The following is a 17,879-nucleotide window of genomic DNA, read 5'->3' on the forward strand; positions in this document are numbered from 1 at the left end:
AGGAAATCGGCTTCGTGTATGGAGCCGCGACCCCATATGGGGCGGATTGGCGGGCGATGGCGTCCGTGTGAAAGAGCGTTAGGTGTTTCGATGACGAAATGGTCGCCGAATTCGTGGAGAGCTAAGCCGATCCAGCAGGTTCCTGCCTATCCGGATCTTGCCGCGCTGAGGAACACGGAAGCCCAGCTTGCCACGTTTCCGCCGTTGGTTTTTGCAGGTGAGGCACGCAAGCTGAAGAAGCAGCTTGCGACCGTCGCTGCCGGAGACGCATTCCTTCTGCAGGGCGGCGATTGCGCCGAGAGCTTCGCCGAGCATGGCGCCGACAATATCCGCGACTTCTTCCGCGTCTTCCTGCAGATGTCGGTGGTACTGACCTTCGCCGGCGCGCAGCCGGTGGTGAAGGTCGGCCGTGTCGCCGGCCAGTTTGCCAAGCCGCGCTCGTCCGACAATGAGACCAAGGGCGGTGTGACGCTGCCGAGCTATCGCGGCGACATCATTAACGGCATCGAGTTCGACGCCAAGTCGCGCATTCCCGATCCTGCAAGACAGGAGATGGCGTACCGCCAGTCGGCGGCGACGCTCAACCTTTTGCGTGCCTTCGCCCAAGGTGGCTATGCCAGCCTGGAGAACGTGCATCAATGGATGCTTGGCTTCGTGTCCGACAGCCCGCAGGGGGAGAAATACGAGTCGCTCGCCAACCGCATCACCGAGACGATGGACTTCATGAAGGCCGTCGGCATCACCTCGGAGACCAATTACGCGCTGCGCGAGACCGATTTTTACACCAGCCACGAAGCGTTGCTGCTCGGCTATGAGGAGGCGCTGACCCGCGTCGATTCGACCTCCGGCGACTGGTACGCCACCTCCGGCCACATGATCTGGATCGGCGATCGCACGCGCCAGCCCGACCATGCCCATGTCGAATACTGCCGTGGCATCAAGAACCCGCTCGGCCTGAAATGTGGCCCGTCGCTGACGCCGGATGGCCTGTTGCAGCTCATCGACCTGCTCAATCCGGAGAACGAGCCCGGCCGGCTGACGCTGATCGCGCGTTTCGGTTCCGACAAGGTTGCTGACCACCTGCCGAAGCTGGTGCGCGCGGTGCAGAAGGAAGGCCGCAGCGTGGTGTGGTCGTCCGACCCGATGCATGGCAACACCATCGAGGCCGCCGGCTACAAGACACGGCCGTTCGACCGCATCCTGAAGGAGGTGCAGACCTTCTTCGAGGTGCATCGCGCCGAAGGCACGCATCCGGGCGGCATCCATGTCGAGATGACCGGCAAGAACGTCACGGAATGCACCGGTGGCGCCCGCGCCATCACCGCCGAAGAGCTGCAGGATCGCTACCACACCCATTGCGATCCGCGCCTCAACGCTGACCAGGCGATCGAGTTGGCGTTCCTGGTCTCCGATCTGCTCAAGAAGACCCATCCGGTGCAGCACAAGCAGGCCGTCAATGGCTGATACGATCTGAACTGTGATGTCATTGAAGAAGCGCCGGGCGAAAACCGGCGCTTTTTCTATTCAATCCCGCCGGTGTCGCATTTGCTCGTGCCTAACGCGCGCAAAACTGGAATCCTGCCAGGCGATGGCAATTGCATCGGGAGGCCGACATGACTGACAGTCACTGCGGATCATGCTTGTGCGGGGCAGTGCGGTTCCAGACACGAGGACCGCTACGCGGTGTCGTCTACTGCCATTGCTCGCAGTGCCGGAAGCAGAGCGGGCATTTTTATGCGGCGGCCAACGTTGCCGACCGCGACATCACAATCACCGGCGCGGAGAGCATCACCTGGTACGAGGCCTCTTCGTTCGCCAGGCGCGGCTTCTGCAAGACATGCGGCTCTCTGCTGTTCTGGAAGCCGAGCGATGACGGCTATGTTTCGGTCATGGCAGGGCTGTTCGACGCGCCAACCGGGCTTCAAGGAGAATGCCATATCTTCGTCGGCGACAAGGGCGATTATTACGCCATCGATGATGGGCTGCCGCAGTTCGAGAAGTCGACGCCGTCGATCAAGGTGGCAGGCGACTGATTTTGAAGAGGTCGCCTTATTCCCTTGGTCCAGCCATTGCGCTAATCCCCTGCCGGTGATTCCGAAGGGTTTTGGTATGCAGCGGCTGATCGACGCTTTTTACAATTCGGTGCGGGCGTTTCGCAAACTGGCGGCCAGCGAGGAGGCTTTCCAGCTGGAGCTGACACTGCTCGTGCTTGCCTTGCCGCTCGGCTGGTTCCTTTCGGAATCGTGGCGCGGCTATGCGTTGCTGATCGGCGCGGTGCTGCTCATGATCATGATCGAGGTGTTGAACACCGGCATCGAGGCGGCATGCGACGCGTTCAGCCGCGAATTCAACATCGATATCCAACTGGCCAAGGATTGCGGTTCGCTGGCGGTGCTGATTTCGGTGGCGATCGCTGCCGGCGTCTGGGGCGTCGCCGTCATCGAGCGGATCCTCGGGGTACCGATCTGAGGTTTCAGACACTACATGCCGTCACTGCATCTCTCGTTTTGACCATGATCTTTTCCGAAGACCGGTACCACTTTCGGGATCATGGTCTGAGGAAACCGATATGGCCGATACCGCCGGATTTCTGCTGCTCGAACGTGAGGGCCTGCCGGACGATCTTCGCTGGCTGGTTGAAAAATTTCCACGCGAGGTCTGGCAGGCGCATGCCAACATCCACGGCATAGCCAATATGTGGCTGCAGCGGCACGACATGTTCCGCGAGCTTGGCGGCATGCTCACCAGTGGTATTGGCGATTATCGGGATGGTAGGCTGAACGCGCAGGAATTCGCGCGCTGGTTCGCGCCGCGCCTCAACCATTTCCTCGGCAATCTCGACGGCCACCACAATGTCGAGGACCATCATTATTTCCCGGTCTTCGCCAGGGCCGAGACCCGTCTGAAGCGCGGCTTCGAAATCCTGGATGCCGATCACCACACAATCCATGAGGGACTGGAGCGCAATGCCCAGGCGGCAAATGCCTTCATCCGCACGCTTCAGGAGAGCGAAGACAAACAGCGTTTCGCCGCCGATGCCTATGCTGACGAGAACAGCCGGCTGATCGCCATGTTGACCCGGCATCTTGCCGACGAGGAAGACCTGATCATTCCGCTGATCCTCGAGAAGGGTGATCGTGCGCTCGGCATTGATTGACGATCAGCTTCCCTTGTGGAGTTCCTTCTTGGCGACGATATGGGCCGCGAGCCAGCCGAGGATGGCCACAACGAGGCCGATTGCCAGAGCGATCAGCAACCGCTCGTGGCGGGCCAGCGCCTGGCCGACGATGTGCTCCGCGCCCAGCCCGAAGACATAACCGACAGTGCAGAACAGTGCCGCCCAGACTACCGACGAGATGGCGTTGAGGATGATGAAGTGCGCCGCGGCGATGCCCGACAGCCCGGCCGCGATTCCGCCGACCAGTCGCAGGCCATAGATGTAACGGTTCGACAGCACGAAAATGTTGGGATGAGAGGTGACAAGGCGGTAGGCGTGGCTGAAGCCCGGCCGGGCTCGGAGCCTGATCACGAATTTATGGTCGGCGAAGCTCCGTCCCAAGATGAAGAAGAACGTGTCGCCACCGAAGGCGCCGAGCGCCGCCGCGAGGAAGGCCTGCCACGGGACGAAGACATGCTGATGCGCGAAAAAACCGCCGAGAATGGCGGCGCTTTCGCCCTCGGCGACGCAGCCCAGAAAAACCGCGACCAGCCCATATTGCTCAATGAGACGATGGATGACTTCCGTCATGAAGACGTTCGCTGCTTCGACAGAATGTCGTCGATGCGCTTCACCTGCTCGGCCAGCCGGGCGATCTCGTCTCGCATGCCGATGATCTGGCTGTGGCGCAGTTCGTCGAGCTTTTCGTGTAACGCCATGATCTCGATCTCGGCCTTGAGATTAACCTCATAGTCGTGCGCGGCGTCGATTCGATCGCGCTCCGTCTGGCGGTTCTGCGCCATCATGATCACTGGCGCCTGCAGGGCGGCAACCATGGAAAGCACGAGATTGAGGAAGATGAAGGGATAGGGATCGAAGGCGGCGCGCGACAAGAGCCAGACATTGCCTGCCGTCCACAGGATCAGGAAGCCAATGAATGCCAGGATGAAGGACCACGAGCCGCCGATCCGGGCGATGGTGTCGGCCAGGCGATCTCCAAACGTCTGGTGAAAGGCGACGGCCTTGTTGGTGTCCTTGGAGATCGTGGTGCGCTCGAGCGTAGATTGCAGTACCCGACTTTCGAGCGCGCTGAGGCCGTCCGGCTTTCGCTTCAGCCAGCGGCTTGCCAGGTCCTCGATCGTTTTGTTCATCGTCGCCTCCGTCGTCAGCGATGAGGTAGAAGCTGCCGGTTCATACGGGAAGTGGTAGATTGACGCGATGGGATCAGGAAACAATGGTGGATTTTCAGAAAATTCGCGCCCGTGCAGCGAAGCGCAAAGGCGGTGAGGCAGCGCTGACGTCGCTGCTGGGTCCTATGCCCGATAATGCCGCGGTGGCAAAGATTGCGGACGACCGGATCCTGTCGACCATGGCCGAGCGGGTTTTTGCCGCCGGCTTTGTCTGGCGCGTCATCGAGCAGAAATGGCCGGGTTTCGAGGAAGCATTTCTTGGCTTCGAGCCGAAGCGGCTGCTGTTCCAGCCTGACGATTTCTGGCACGATCTCACAGCCGACAAGCGCATCGTCCGCAATCCGCAGAAGATCAAATCCGTACGCGACAACGCAGCCTTCGTCGAGCGCGTGTCGAAGGAGCATGGCAGCTTCGGCAAGTTCCTGGCCAATTGGCCGGCGGATGACCAGGTCGGATTGATGGCCTATCTCGGCAAGCACGGCAGCCGGCTCGGCGGCAATACCGGCCAGTATTTTCTGCGCTGGCTGGAGTGGGACGCCTTCATCGTCTCGGCCGACATGGCGGCAGCGCTGCGCGACGCCGGGCTCGACCTCGCGCAGAGCCCGACATCGAAGAAGGACCTGGGCAAGATCCAAGTGCAGATAAACGCCTGGGCGGCGGAAACCGGGCTGCCGCGCCGGCACATTTCGCGCATTCTGGCAATGTCGATCGGCGAGAACCATCCGCCGGAAGCCTTGCGCGAATATATGGGCGAATAGGATCGACTGTTTGGTCCAAACGAACGCCATTGCCCGACGAATTTTGCCGCGCTAAACCCACGGGCATGACAGACAAGACCGCTCCAGACATATTGCGCATCGCCGTCGCCCAGCTCAATCCGACGGTCGGCGACGTCGCCGGCAATCTTGCCAAGGCACGCGAGGCGAGGGCGGATGCCGCCCGCCAAGGCGCCGACCTCGTGCTGTTTACCGAGCTTTTCCTTGCCGGCTATCCGCCTGAGGATCTGGTGCTGAAGCCCGCCTTCCTGAAGGCCTGCGAGCGGGCGGCGGAGGATTTCGCCGGCGATACCGCCGACGGCGGCCCGGGTTTCGTCATCGGCACGCCGTTGAAGCGCAAGACCGGCACGCACAATTCGATCATCTTTGCCGATGGCGGCAAGATCCTTGCCGAACGCTACAAGCTCGATCTGCCGAATTACGGTGAGTTCGACGAGAAGCGCGTCTTCCAGGCCGGCCCCGAGATCCAGGGGCCGGTCAATTTCCGCGGCGTGCGCGTGGGAGTGCCGATCTGCGAAGATATCTGGGGCGAGGTTGCCGTCTGCGAGACGCTGGCCGAAAGCGGCGCGGAAATCCTGCTGGTCCCGAACGGCTCGCCCTATTACCGCGGCAAGGTCGACGTCCGCCACCAGATCGTCATCCGCCAGGTCATCGAATGCGGACTGCCGATTATCTATGCCAACCAGCTTGGCGGCCAGGACGAGCTGGTTTTCGATGGCGCATCGTTTGCCATAGGTTCTGACAAGACGCTGGCCTTCCAGATGAGCCAGTTCGAGGAGACGGTCAACGTCACCACCTGGAAGCGAAAGAATGACATCTGGGTCTGCTCTGACGGACCGATGTCGAAAATCCCGGAAAAGGAGGAGGCCGACTATCGCGCCTGCATGTTGGGCCTGCGCGATTACGTCAACAAGAACGGCTTCAAGAATGTCGTGCTCGGCCTCTCCGGCGGCATCGATTCGGCGATCTGCGCGGCACTTGCCGTCGATGCGCTCGGCGAGGAACGGCTGCGCGCCGTGATGATGCCTTACCGCTACACTTCGAAGGACTCGCTCAAGGATGCCGAGGACTGCGCCCGCGCGCTCGGCTGCCGCTACGACATCGTGCCGATCTTCGAGCCAGTCGAGGGTTTCCTGCACACGTTGACACAGCTTTTCGAGGGCACCAAGGAAGGCATCACCGAGGAAAACCTGCAGAGCCGGGCCCGCGGCACCATCCTGATGGCGATTTCCAACAAGTTCGGCTCGATGGTGGTCACCACCGGCAACAAAAGCGAGATGTCGGTCGGCTACGCGACGCTCTATGGCGACATGAATGGCGGCTTCAATCCGATCAAGGACCTCTACAAGATGCAGGTCTATGCGCTGTCGCGCTGGCGCAACGCGCATGTGCCGCCGGGTGCGCTCGGTCCGTCCGGCGAGGTGATCCCGAACAACATCATCGACAAGGCGCCCTCGGCGGAACTGCGAGAGAACCAGACGGACCAGGATTCGCTGCCGCCCTATCCGGTGCTCGACGACATATTGGAGTGCCTGATCGAAAACGAGATGGGTGTCGACGACATCGTCGCGCGCGGCCATGACCGGGCGACGGTGACGCGCGTCGAGCACCTGCTTTACGTCGCCGAATACAAGCGCCGGCAGGCGGCGCCCGGTGTGAAGATCACCAGGAAGAATTTCGGCCGCGACCGCCGCTATCCCATTACCAACCGGTTCAGGGATGGCGGGTAGGCGATTGGCCTGTTTAACGGTTTAGCCATGGCCAACCTTGAAATCAGCTTTGACCCGTCGCGGATCGACTTCCGGGCGACGTCCGACATTTTGAAGGAGAGCTATTGGGGCAGTGGCCGCAGCGACGAACTGCACCGCCGCGCCTTCGCCAACTCACTGTGCGTCGGCGCCTATGTCGGCGGCAATCAGGTCGGCTTCGGCCGGGCGATCACCGACCGTACGGTATTTGCCTATCTCGCCGACATAATTGTCTGGCCCGGGTATCGCGGACAAGGCATCGGAACCCGGCTTGTCCAGGCGCTTATCGACCACTCGGACGTCAAGACGGTCACGCATTGGAGCCTGTCGACCAACGACGCCCATGCGGTTTACGAAAAGCTCGGCTTCAGGCCTTCCACCGACGGCCGCTATATGCGCTTCGACCGTATCCCGGCAACCTGAACAGAGGCAGCGCACAACCCGCGATTGTTGCAAAATCGTCTCACTGCTTGGACCAGATGCGCTTTTGGCTATCTACTGACTTGGCGCGGCGTTGAGGCGTCTCTATAAACACCTCTCCGCGATTCCCCTTCAGGAGGAACCGAATGCCAGGATTTGACATCGTTATGCGAGGCCGCGAAGCCTAGGTCTTGGTCAGTGCGCCGCGAGATAGCCTCGCGGCAAGGCTGAACCGAGGCAGGTATTTCGCCGCTGCCGGTCGCCGCCCCTCTACAGGGCCGCCAAATACGCCAAACCTCCGCATCTCCGGGCGCCAAACGGCGCCGACGCGGTTTTTCAATTTCTACTTTCGTGGGATCGGGCTCGTTTGCGCCCGAATGACATCATGACTCGTTTTCGAATAGATTTGCGCGCGGGCGCCTTTCGCAGCGTTCTTGGCTTCACGCTCAGCCATTGGCGACGTCAGCCGTGGCGGCTTGCCGGCATTATGGGCACGTTCCTGCTGTCGACCTTGGCCGACGTGCTGACGCCGCTCTATTCCGGCCGGCTGGTCGACGCCGTTGCCAGTAGTGCCACAGCCGACGATGCCGCATGGAATGCGGCGATGGCTGCCTTTTCGATGCTGGTGGCGCTGGCGCTCACCGGTGTCGTGCTGCGCAATCTCGCCTTCATGGCCATCGTCGAGCTGACGTTGAAGATGATGGCGGATATTGCCGCCGACGCCTTCCACCGCGTCCAGCGCTTTTCCACCGACTGGCATGCCAACAGCTTCGCCGGATCGACGGTGCGCAAGATAACGCGCGGCATGTGGGCGCTCGACCTGCTCAACGACACGATCCTGATCGCGCTGCTGCCATCGGTCGTCATGCTCGTCGGCTCGACGCTGCTGCTTGGCTGGTTCTGGCCGCTGATGGGTGCTGTCGTCGCCACCGGTTCGGTTCTGTTCATCGCGGTGACGACGATGCTGTCGCTTGGCTATGTCGCGCCCGCGGCAAGGCTTGCCAATGCGTGGGATACACGGCTTGGCGGCTCGCTGGCCGATGCGGTGAGCTGCAACGCCGTGGTCAAGGGTTTTGGCGCCGAGGAACGCGAGGAGACGCGGCTTGCCGAGGTCGTCGCCAAATGGCGCGGTCGCACGCGCCGCACCTGGATGCGCGGCACCGTCAACGGCACCACGCAAGGGACGATGCTGCTGCTTTTGAGGGCAGCGGTCATCGGGTTCTCCCTGCTGTTGTGGTCGTGGGGGCAGGCGAGCGCCGGCGATGTCGCCTTCGTGCTGACCTCATTCTTCGTGCTGCAAGGCTATCTGCGCGACATCGGCACACATATCCGCAATCTGCAGCGCTCGATCAACGACATGGAGGAACTGGTCGACTTCCAGTCCGAACCACTCGGCATTGAGGATCGGCCCGGCGCCAAACCGATCCGGATCACCGATGGCCGTATCACCTTCGACAATGTCACGTTCCATTATGGCAGCCACCGCCTGCCGCTCTATCGCGACTTTTCGGTGGACATCGCGCCGGGCGAGCGGGTCGGGCTGGTTGGCCATTCGGGCTCCGGCAAAACGACATTCGTCAAGCTGATCCAGCGCCTCTATGACGTGACCGCGGGAAATATCCTGATCGACGGCCAGGACATTGCCGGTGTCGCGCAGGCGTCGCTGCGCGCACAGATCGCCATTGTCCAGCAGGAGCCGATCCTGTTTCACCGGTCGCTGGCCGAAAACATCGCCTATGCCCGGCCGGCCGCCACGCAGGCCGAGATCGAGCACGCGGCGCGGTTGGCCAGCGCGCATGACTTCATCGCCAATTTGCCGAAAGGCTATGGCACGCTGGTCGGCGAGCGTGGCGTAAAGCTATCGGGTGGTGAGCGTCAGCGCGTTGCAATCGCACGCGCCTTTCTTGCCGATGCGCGCATTCTCATCCTGGATGAGGCAACGTCGAGTCTCGATTCGGAATCGGAGGTGCTGATCCAGCAGGCGATGGAGCGGTTGATGGTCGGCCGCACGACGCTGGTCATTGCCCACCGGCTGTCGACGGTGCGGGCGCTGGACAGGCTTTTGGTGTTCGATCGCGGCCGCATCGTCGAAGAGGGCTCGCATGACCAGCTGATCCGGCTGCAAGGCGGCATCTACCGCCGGCTGTTCGAACGCCAGGCGCTTGAGCTGACCAAAAGCATGGTGATCTGACGGTTGCGGCGCCGCGCGTCCTGATGGACGCGTGGCGCTGCAGTCTTTTCTTCGCCTTCGTCATGTTCTATGTCTGCCGCCGAGCGCGGGGGCGCGTCTTGTCAACAGCAAAACCATCCGGTACGCCCCGCTCATGACAGTTACCGTCCGTTTCGCCCCGTCACCGACCGGCCGCATCCATATCGGCAATGCGCGCACCGCTTTGTTCAATTGGCTGTTTGCCATCAAGAACAAGGGCCGCTTCATCCAGCGCTTCGACGATACCGACGTTGCCCGTTCGACGCAGGAATTTTCCGACGCCATCCTTTACGACCTGCATTGGCTGGGCATCTTCCCCGACGCCACGGAGTATCAGTCGCGGCGGGTCGAAATCTATGATGCCGCACTGGAAAGACTGAAGGAGGCGCGCCTCGTCTATGCCTGCTATGAGACACCTGAAGAGCTCGACCTGAGGCGCAAGGTGCGCCGCACGCGTGGTCTGCCGCCAGTCTATGGCCGCGAGGCGCTGACGCTGGCACCCGAGCAGGTCGCGGAATATGAGGCCGATGGCCGGCGGCCGCACTGGCGCTTTCTGCTGCCCAACTTCACCGGCGATCCGCTGCAGCCGGAGCGCACTGAAATCCACTGGAACGATCTGGTGCGCGGCGAGGAGACCGTCGACCTCGCCTCGCTTTCAGATCCAGTTTTGCGGCGCGAGGACGGCACCTATCTCTACACGCTGCCTTCGGTGATCGACGACATCGAAATGGGCGTCAGCCATGTCATTCGTGGCGACGACCACGTCACCAATACCGGCGTCCAGATAGCCCTGTTCCGGGCGCTCAGCGCCGAGCCGCCGGTGTTCGGCCACCACAATCTTCTGACAACAGCATCAGGCGAGGGGCTTTCCAAGCGCACCGGCGCGCTGTCCATCCAGAGCCTGCGTGAGAGCGGCATCGAGCCAATGGCGGTCGCTTCGCTGGCGGTGCTCGTCGGTACCTCGGAAAACGTCGTGGCGGTGCCGACGATGGCTGAACTTGCCGAGCGCTTCGATCCGGCTGCAACATCGAAATCCGCCGCCAAATTCGATCCGGACGAGCTCTTCGTGCTCAACCGCACGTTGCTGCACCACATGCCGTTTTCCGAGGCGCGCGACCGGCTGATCGTGCTCGGCATCTCTGGCGAACAGGCCGAGCCTTTCTGGCTGGCGGTGCGCGGCAATCTCGACAGGCTGGCTGATGCGGCGATCTGGTGGCGTACGCTTCGAGACGGTCCAGAGGAGCCGGCGGAGTTTTCCGACGATGACCGCGACTTTCTTCGCCAGGCGTTCGAACTGCTGCCGGAGGAGCCTTGGAACGGCGCCGTCTGGAAAGACTGGACCGGCAAGATCCGAGAAGCGAGCGGTCGTAAGGGCAAGGCGCTGTTCATGCCGCTCAGGCTGGCGCTTACGGGACAGCCTTCGGGTCCGGAGCTTGCAGATCTGTTGCCGCTGCTGGGTCGGGAAGGAACGTTGGCCCGACGACCCTGACCTTGCGCTGTTCCGGCGGCGGCAGCGATGTCGGCGAAGGCACGGGCTTGACGGCAAGGCGTCTGATCGCCTCACGGTCGAGGCCGCCTTGCGCATTGGCCAAGGACTCCGGGTCGACGCCCGGATCAGGCTTGGCAACCGGCAGCGGCATGAACGGGGTACTCTCTACATTCGACTCAGATTGTTCCCGGGTTGGCGGGTTGCCGGCGATGATCTCGAAATTCTGCGCGGCATTGCAGCCGCAGGCCGGCGGCCGCGGCATGTCGGACTGCTTGTAGAGGTAGGCCGTCGGCAGTTCGATATAAGGCCTGCCGGTCACCGAAGACGTCATGGACGCCGAATCGCCATTCATGCCGCGCGTGTAGAAAACCTGCATTTCGGTGCCGGGGCAGCTCGATTCGCAATTCTTCTGGTCGCGCTCGAAATCGCCCAGTGAGGCGGCATTCGACATCGGGAAGAAATAACCGTCGCAGGTGCGCACGCACATGGTGCGGAATTCGCCTTGGGGCTGGCCCATGTCGGCGTTGTTGAGCATGGTGCGGATGTTGCCCGGCTGGCTTAGCTCTTCGGCCTGGCTGGGCCCTTCAGGCTGGTCGGGCGCGCCCGGTTCACTTGTGTCACTGCCCAAAAGCTGGTCGAGCAGGTTTCGGTGGCCGTTTTCACGGCTGGCTTCGCGGACCGGTGCGGGCGTCGGCGGCGCCGCATCATCGCGGCAGCCATTGGCGTCAAGCAACGTCAATATGCGCGCGCGATCGCGTCGCGAACCACCGCCGGCAAGGTCGGCGCGCTTGGCCTGCAGGGCGTCGAGATTGGCTGCCATGCGATCGATGGTGGCGTCAAGTGCCGCGCATGCGTTGGCGTTGCGGCGAGACAGCGAAAAGCCGCAGCCGGCGCTGCTGGCCTGGCTGACGGCCTTTGAAATCTGCTGGCGTTGCCGGACGATTGCGTCGTCATATTTCCTGAGCAAGGCCGGTTTGCCGCCGCCACCACGAGAAGCGGCGGCAAGATCGGCTTCAAGCTGGCGGCAGAGGCGCGGAGCGGCCTGCGCCTGAGTGACGGCAATGTCGCACAGTAGCAGGGCACCGAGCAGCGCGGCGGCACGCGTCAGCTTCCAACATGCGCCCGTCATCCCTCCGAAACTCCGCCTGCCTGTCGTTCAGAAAGCTACCGCGCTTGCGGTTAACCGTTTGTTTAGCATACCGCCGATTCCAGCTTCAGCCCAAATCGGCGATGGCTTGCGCCAGTGCGCGGCTTCGATCACGACGGTGCTGTCATATCGACCACGCCACACGACATATTCGGACAGAGCCAGAACCGCGACATCCTGGCGTTGCACGAAAAAAGGCGTATTCGCCCAGAAGAATGCCTGCATCCAGCAATGCCCGGAGGCTTGGCATGACCGCGATTACCCGTCGAGCCGCACTGCAATTTGGTCTTTTGTGCCTGGCGATGCCGGTTGCCATGGCGCAGGAAAAGCCCATCACGCCGGATTGGGGCACCAAATTGGTCGAAGCCGCCCGTGAGCAGATCGGCGTCACCACACTCTACGATCCGACCTATACACGCCTGGCCTATCCGGGCGGGGACGTTGAGCCCGAGCGGGGTGTGTGCACGGATGTCGTGATCCGTGCCTATCGCCGCGCCTTCGATGTCGATCTGCAAGAGCTGGTGCATGAGGATATGCGGGCCAATTTTGCCGCCTATCCGAAGGTTTGGGGCTTGAAAGCGCCCGACCGCAACATCGACCACCGCCGTGTGCCCAACCTTGCGGTCTATTTCGAGCGGCGCGGTGCTGCCTTGCCCGTCAGCCAAGACCCGGCCGACTATCGGCCAGGGGATCTCATCGCCCAGATGCTGCCCGGCAATCTGTCGCATATTGCCATCGTGTCGTCCAATCGCTCCACATTGGTACCGACAAGAAGACTGGTCATTCACAATATCGGCGGCGGCGCCAGGGAAGAGGACACTTTGTTTGCCTTCAGGCAGACAGGGCATTTCCGGTTCAGGCCAATCTGAGAAAGCCCGCGGCTACCCCAGATCGACGATGGCTTGCGCCTTGTGCGCGGCTTCCACCACGGCCAGTGCCGTCATGTTGACGACGCCGCGCGACGTGACCGACGGGGTCAATATGTGCGCCGGGCTATCGGTGCCGAGCAGGATCGGGCCGACATGCAGCGCGTCCATCATTGTGCGCAGTGCCGTCAGCGTGATGTTCGCCGAATCGAGATTGGGAAACACCAGCAGATTGGCTTCGCCCTTCAGCCGCGAATGCGGATAGACGCGTTGGCGCAGCTGTTCCGACAGTGCCGAGTCGGCATGCATCTCGCCGTCGCATTGCAGGTCGGGCGCGATGCGCGCCAGGATTGCCGCTGCCTGCCGCATCTTCATGGCGCTTGGCGAATCGCGGGAGCCGAAATCCGAATGCGAAAGCAGGGCTGCCTTGGGCTCGATGCCGAAACGCTGAATCTCCTCGGCCGCCAGAACGGTCATTTCCGCAATCTCCTCGGCGGTCGGGTCGACCGAGACATGGGTATCGGTGAGGAAAATGATGCCTCGCTGCGAGATCAGCATCGAAAGCGTCGACAGGTCGCGATCCCTAATGCCGGCGCGCGGTCCGATGATCAGCGTGACGTTGCGCAAATGGCGCTCGAAACGGCCTTCGAGGCCGCAGACCATGGCGTCGGCATCGCCGCGTTTCAGGGCAAGGGCGGCGATCACCGTATTGTCGGTGCGCACCATGGTGCGCGCCGCTTCCGTCGTCACGCCACGCCGGCCGGCAAGCTCGATCAAGAGATCGACGTAGTGACGGTAACGCGGATCGTCTTCCGGGTTGATCAAGCCGAAATCGACGCCCGGCTTGATGCGCAGCCCGTAGCGCTTCAGCCGCACCTCGATGACATGCGGGCGGCCGATCAGGATCGGTTCGGCAATGCCTTCCTCGAGCACGACCTGCGCGGCGCGAAGCACGCGCTCGTCCTCGCCGTCGGCATAGATGACGCGCTTGGCGCTCGACGTCTTGGCCATCGAGAATACCGGCTTCATGACCAGGCCGGAGCGGAAGACGAAGCGGTTCAGCTTGTCGATATAGGCGGCGAAATCGGTGATCGGCCGGGTCGCGACGCCGGTCTCGCAGGCTGCCTTGGCGACGGCAGGGGCAATGCGCAGGATCAGCCGCGGATCGAAAGGCGAGGGGATCAGGAACTCAGGACCGAAGATCGGCGTCTCGCCGGAATAGGCGCGGGCGGCGACATCGGACGGCTCTTCGCGGGCAAGGGCTGCGATCGCCCGCACCGCAGCCATCTTCATCTCCTCGTTTATGGCGCTGGCTCCGCAGTCCAGCGCGCCACGGAAGATATAAGGAAAACAGAGTACGTTATTGACTTGATTGGGGAAATCGGAGCGGCCCGTGCAGATCATCGCGTCGGGCCGTGCTGCACGTGCCGCTTCCGGCATGATCTCGGGATTGGGGTTGGCCAGCGCCAGGATGAGCGGCTTGGGCGCCATGTGGTGCAGCAATTCCGGTTTCAGCACGCCGGCGGCAGACAGGCCGAGAAACACGTCGGCGCCGGGCAGAACGTCGGCCAGCGTGCGCGCTTCGGTGTCCTTCACATAAGGGTCTTTCCAGCGGTCCATCTCCTCGACGCGGCCCTTATGGGCGACGCCGAACCGGTCGGTGACCCAGATGTTTTCGACCCGCGCGCCGAGCGAGACCAGAAGGTTGAGGCACGCAAGCGCCGCAGCGCCGGCGCCTGACGTGACGATCTTGATGTCCGAGATGGACTTGCCGGCGAATTCCAGCCCGTTGAGCACGGCGGCGGCGACGATGATGGCGGTGCCGTGCTGGTCGTCATGGAAGACCGGTATGCCCATGCGCGCTTTCAACTGCTCCTCGACCTCGAAGCATTCAGGCGCCTTGATGTCTTCCAGGTTGATGCCGCCGAAGGTTGGTTCCAGCGCCGAGATCGTCTCGACCATGCGCTCGATGCCCGGTGCGTCGATCTCGATGTCGAAGACATCGATGCCGGCGAACTTCTTGAACAGCACCGCCTTGCCTTCCATCACCGGCTTGGAGGCGAGCGGGCCGATATTGCCGAGGCCCAACACCGCCGAACCGTTGGAGACGACGCCGACCAGATTGGCGCGCGCCGTATAGTCGGCCGCGGTTGCCGGATTGTCGCGGATCTCCAGACAGGGCGCCGCCACGCCGGGCGAATAGGCGAGCGCCAGGTCGCGCTGGTTGCCGAGGGGCTTCGTTGCCTGGATTTCGAGCTTTCCGGGCCTCGGGTGCTTGTGGAAGTAGAGGGCGGCTTCGTCGAGGTCGGATCGGGCCGCCTTCTTGCTTTCGCCTGTCATGACGGCCGCCTCCTCAGTTCAGTCCGTTTGATGTTTTGAGTCTCTTAGCATGCAGCCGAGCCTTTTCGAGGGGTGATATGTCGCAAGCGCGAGCTTACGGCTTGCACCCCCGCCCTCCTGTGCGGTCTGCCATTGAGATGTTGGGGCGATAGGCGGGGTGCTGCGGCGAGGTACGCCGCCCAGTTCGAATGTCTGGTGGCGCTCGTCACTCACAGAGGCCTCGCGGCGAAACAAGTCGACATTGCAGTTCTCCAAAATCCGTGAGATTCTTCGAAAAGTCGCACGAAATAGCGTGCGAACAACAAAGCGCCCCGACGTTTTCGGCGGACATCCAAACGCGTCACAGATCGTGCCCCTGATTGTCGGTCGGACTGCTTAACCTGCCAAGGGAGGACGACAATGACTGTACGGCCAGACCCGACTTTCCACGCGACTGCCAAGCTCGCAATGCAGGCGCCAGTCGAAAATTTTGCCTACACTTTGATGTTGAGTCCCGACTTCTCTCAGCCAGATGGACTAGCCATAGTTGACGTAAACCCGAAGTCGAAGGACTACGGCAAGGTCGTCCATAGCGTGATAATGCCGAACAAAGGCGACGAGTTTCACCATTTCGGCTGGAACGCGTGCTCGTCGGCCCTTTCGCCGCTGAATGGTCACCCGTTTCTCGAGCGCCGCTTTCTGATCATTCCCGGTATTCGATCTTCGCGCATTTACGTCATAGACACCAAGGGCGGACCGACCAAGGCCAAGATCCACAAGGTCATCGAGCCAGAAGAGGTGTTTGCCAAGACGGGCTATTCCAGGCCTCATACGATTCACTGCGGTCCGGAAGGTATTTATGTCTCGACGCTTGGGGGCGGTGGCCCTGACGGCACCGACGGACCTCCCGGCATCTTTGTCATGGATTGCCAGACGTTCGACGTCATCGGGCGCTACGAGATCGATCGCGGGCCGCAGGACAAGCAATATGATTTCTGGTGGAACCTGCCACGCGACTACATGGTGTCGAGCGAGTGGGCCCTTCCGCCCCAGTTCGAGCAGGGCATCGTGCCTGAAGACCTCCTGTCGAACAAATATGGACACCGGGTGCATTTCTGGAATTTGCGCGAACGTAGGAACGTGCAGACCATCGATCTGGGCGCCAACCACCAGATGGCGCTGGAAGTCCGCCCCGCCCATGACCCGGTCAAGGAATACGGTTTCCTTGGAGTGGTCGTCGACACGACAAACCTCGAGGGATCGATCTGGACCTGGTGGCGCGAGGGCGGCAAATTCCATTGCGAAAAGACGGCGACCATCCCGCCCGAGGCAGCCGCCAAGGATGACCTGCCGCCGTTGCTTCAGGGCTTCGAGGCGGTGCCGCCGCTAGTAACCGACATCGACCTGTCGCTCGATGACCGATTCCTCTACGTATCCTGCTGGGGCACCGGCGAGATGCGCCAATACGATGTGACCGATCCGATGAAGCCTAAGCTTGCAGGGTCCATCCATATTGGCGGCATCACGCGCAAGACCAAGCATCCCGGCGGCGGCGACTACAGGGGCGGACCGCAGATGGTCGAGATCAGCCGCGACGGCAAACGCGTTTACTGGACCAACTCCCTGTATTCGACTTGGGACGACCAGTTCTATCGCGATGGTATTCCGGCAGCCATGGTCAAGGCCAATGTCGGCGAGAACGGTGGGATCACCCTGGACAAGAACTTTTATGTCGAATTCCCCGAGGGGTATCGCTCCCACCAGATTCGTCTGGAAGGCGGCGATTGCTCGACGGATTCGTTCTGCTATCCGTCGGTGTAACCGACTGCCCGGGTCAATGAAGCGATGAGCGAGTGGACGACGGCCGGTCTCTGGCTGGCCGTCGTCGCCAGCGGTATTTATCACGGTATCAATCCTGGCATGGGCTGGCCGTTGGCCGTTTCGACCGGACTTTTGGACAGACGTGCCGGCGAATTGTTCCGGGCGCTCGGCCTTTTGGCAATGGGCCACTTTGTGGCGATGATCGGTATCCTGCTGCCCTTCGGCGCGATGCTGACGCTCATCGTCTGGGAACGACAGATTCGCATCGCGGCGGGATTGATTGTGATCGCAGCCGGGATCTATCTCCTGATCAACCGGCGCCACCCGCGTGTTCTTGCCCGTATCCCGCCGGCACAACTGGCCTTGTGGTCCTTCGCGGCCGCCACCGCGCATGGCGCCGGGCTGATGCTGGTGCCGATTTATCTCGGCCTGTGCCAGGCAGGCGATCTCGATGTTGGACACCAGGCGGCTATCACGCTCATGGCAGGTAATCTGATCACCGCCACCGCCGTCTCCGTAGTCCATACGGCCGCGATGATTGTAAGCGGCGGTGTTATCGCCATTGCCGTCTATCGATGGCTCGGACCCAAGTTCATCTCACAAAGCTGGTTCAATCTCGACACTGTGTGGGCCGTGAGCCTGATCCTGGTGGGGGGAATTGGGATCGCGAGTATCGGATTCGCTCGGTAGGTTGCATGCATTGGCAAAGGAATTCTCCCTTCTCCGGATGTCAGGAA

Annotated in this window: 17 protein-coding genes; 12 read left to right on the plus strand and 5 right to left on the minus strand. The window is 61.9% G+C overall.

Going from position 1 to position 17,879, the window contains the following annotated elements:
* Positions 1–90: 90 nt before the first annotated feature.
* From NKJ20_RS03380 to NKJ20_RS03395, 4 genes are all read left to right on the plus strand, one after another.
* Positions 91–1,464 carry a class II 3-deoxy-7-phosphoheptulonate synthase gene (locus NKJ20_RS03380; RefSeq protein ID WP_352742579.1) on the plus strand — a complete coding sequence of 458 codons (1,374 nt, stop codon included), beginning with the start codon at positions 91–93 and terminating at the stop codon, positions 1,462–1,464.
* Positions 1,465–1,613: 149 nt separating this feature from the next.
* On the plus strand, positions 1,614–2,033 hold the full coding sequence (locus NKJ20_RS03385; RefSeq protein WP_352448711.1) for a GFA family protein: 420 nt from the start codon (positions 1,614–1,616) through the stop codon (positions 2,031–2,033).
* A 76-nt stretch (positions 2,034–2,109) separates the two neighbouring features.
* Positions 2,110–2,469: a diacylglycerol kinase gene (locus tag NKJ20_RS03390; protein ID WP_352742581.1), complete on the plus strand. Its 360-nt coding sequence runs from the start codon at positions 2,110–2,112 to the stop codon at positions 2,467–2,469.
* Between the two features lie 100 nt (positions 2,470–2,569).
* The gene (locus NKJ20_RS03395; protein WP_352448713.1) at positions 2,570–3,157 is read left to right on the plus strand and encodes a hemerythrin domain-containing protein; all 588 of its coding nucleotides are present in this window, start codon (positions 2,570–2,572) and stop codon (positions 3,155–3,157) included.
* Between the two features lie 3 nt (positions 3,158–3,160).
* Here the strand turns inward: NKJ20_RS03395 and NKJ20_RS03400 are convergent, their stop codons facing one another.
* Together NKJ20_RS03400 and NKJ20_RS03405 are read right to left on the minus strand one after the other, a co-directional pair.
* A complete protein-coding gene (locus tag NKJ20_RS03400; protein ID WP_352448714.1) occupies positions 3,161–3,748 on the minus strand; it encodes a DedA family protein in 588 nt (195 codons plus the stop codon).
* Positions 3,745–4,308 (minus strand): DUF1003 domain-containing protein, encoded by a 564-nt coding sequence (locus tag NKJ20_RS03405; protein ID WP_023680015.1) that lies wholly within the window; start codon positions 4,306–4,308, stop codon positions 3,745–3,747. The genes NKJ20_RS03400 and NKJ20_RS03405 overlap by 4 nt, the downstream gene beginning before the upstream one ends.
* An 83-nt stretch (positions 4,309–4,391) precedes the next feature.
* Between NKJ20_RS03405 and NKJ20_RS03410 the strand changes: the two genes are divergently transcribed.
* From NKJ20_RS03410 to gltX, 5 genes are all read left to right on the plus strand, one after another.
* Positions 4,392–5,105: a DNA-3-methyladenine glycosylase I gene (locus tag NKJ20_RS03410; RefSeq protein ID WP_352540625.1), complete on the plus strand. Its 714-nt coding sequence runs from the start codon at positions 4,392–4,394 to the stop codon at positions 5,103–5,105.
* Positions 5,106–5,170: 65 nt separating this feature from the next.
* Positions 5,171–6,853 carry an NAD+ synthase gene (locus NKJ20_RS03415; RefSeq protein WP_352540624.1) on the plus strand — a complete coding sequence of 561 codons (1,683 nt, stop codon included), beginning with the start codon at positions 5,171–5,173 and terminating at the stop codon, positions 6,851–6,853.
* A 27-nt stretch (positions 6,854–6,880) separates the two neighbouring features.
* Positions 6,881–7,294 carry a GNAT family N-acetyltransferase gene (locus tag NKJ20_RS03420; RefSeq protein WP_352619846.1) on the plus strand — a complete coding sequence of 138 codons (414 nt, stop codon included), beginning with the start codon at positions 6,881–6,883 and terminating at the stop codon, positions 7,292–7,294.
* A 382-nt stretch (positions 7,295–7,676) separates the two neighbouring features.
* Complete coding sequence (locus tag NKJ20_RS03425) at positions 7,677–9,482, plus strand: ABC transporter ATP-binding protein (protein WP_352742584.1); 1,806 nt, start codon at positions 7,677–7,679, stop codon at positions 9,480–9,482.
* Positions 9,483–9,615: 133 nt separating this feature from the next.
* Positions 9,616–10,989 (plus strand): glutamate--tRNA ligase, encoded by a 1,374-nt coding sequence (gene gltX / locus NKJ20_RS03430; protein ID WP_352742586.1) that lies wholly within the window; start codon positions 9,616–9,618, stop codon positions 10,987–10,989.
* On the opposite strand, the gene NKJ20_RS03435 is transcribed toward gltX, so the two are convergent.
* Together NKJ20_RS03435 and NKJ20_RS03440 are read right to left on the minus strand one after the other, a co-directional pair.
* On the minus strand, positions 10,907–12,118 hold the full coding sequence (locus NKJ20_RS03435; RefSeq protein ID WP_352742588.1) for a DUF2865 domain-containing protein: 1,212 nt from the start codon (positions 12,116–12,118) through the stop codon (positions 10,907–10,909). The genes gltX and NKJ20_RS03435 overlap by 83 nt on opposite strands.
* A gap of 27 nt (positions 12,119–12,145) precedes the next feature.
* On the minus strand, positions 12,146–12,361 hold the full coding sequence (locus tag NKJ20_RS03440; protein WP_352448721.1) for a hypothetical protein: 216 nt from the start codon (positions 12,359–12,361) through the stop codon (positions 12,146–12,148).
* Between the two features lie 23 nt (positions 12,362–12,384).
* Between NKJ20_RS03440 and NKJ20_RS03445 the strand changes: the two genes are divergently transcribed.
* A complete protein-coding gene (locus NKJ20_RS03445) occupies positions 12,385–13,005 on the plus strand; it encodes a DUF1287 domain-containing protein (protein ID WP_352742590.1) in 621 nt (206 codons plus the stop codon).
* Between the two features lie 12 nt (positions 13,006–13,017).
* On the opposite strand, the gene NKJ20_RS03450 is transcribed toward NKJ20_RS03445, so the two are convergent.
* The gene (locus tag NKJ20_RS03450) at positions 13,018–15,342 is read right to left on the minus strand and encodes an NADP-dependent malic enzyme (RefSeq protein WP_352742592.1); all 2,325 of its coding nucleotides are present in this window, start codon (positions 15,340–15,342) and stop codon (positions 13,018–13,020) included.
* A 399-nt stretch (positions 15,343–15,741) separates the two neighbouring features.
* Between NKJ20_RS03450 and NKJ20_RS03455 the strand changes: the two genes are divergently transcribed.
* Both NKJ20_RS03455 and NKJ20_RS03460 read left to right on the plus strand, forming a co-directional pair.
* Entirely contained in the window at positions 15,742–17,142 is a 1,401-nt protein-coding gene (locus NKJ20_RS03455) for a selenium-binding protein SBP56-related protein (protein ID WP_352448724.1), read from the plus strand.
* 24 nt (positions 17,143–17,166) lie between these two features.
* Positions 17,167–17,832: a hypothetical protein gene (locus tag NKJ20_RS03460; RefSeq protein WP_352448725.1), complete on the plus strand. Its 666-nt coding sequence runs from the start codon at positions 17,167–17,169 to the stop codon at positions 17,830–17,832.
* Positions 17,833–17,879: the final 47 nt, after the last annotated feature.

It is taken from the genome of Mesorhizobium sp. M0185, assembly GCF_040322175.1.
Lineage (GTDB): Bacteria > Pseudomonadota > Alphaproteobacteria > Rhizobiales > Rhizobiaceae > Mesorhizobium.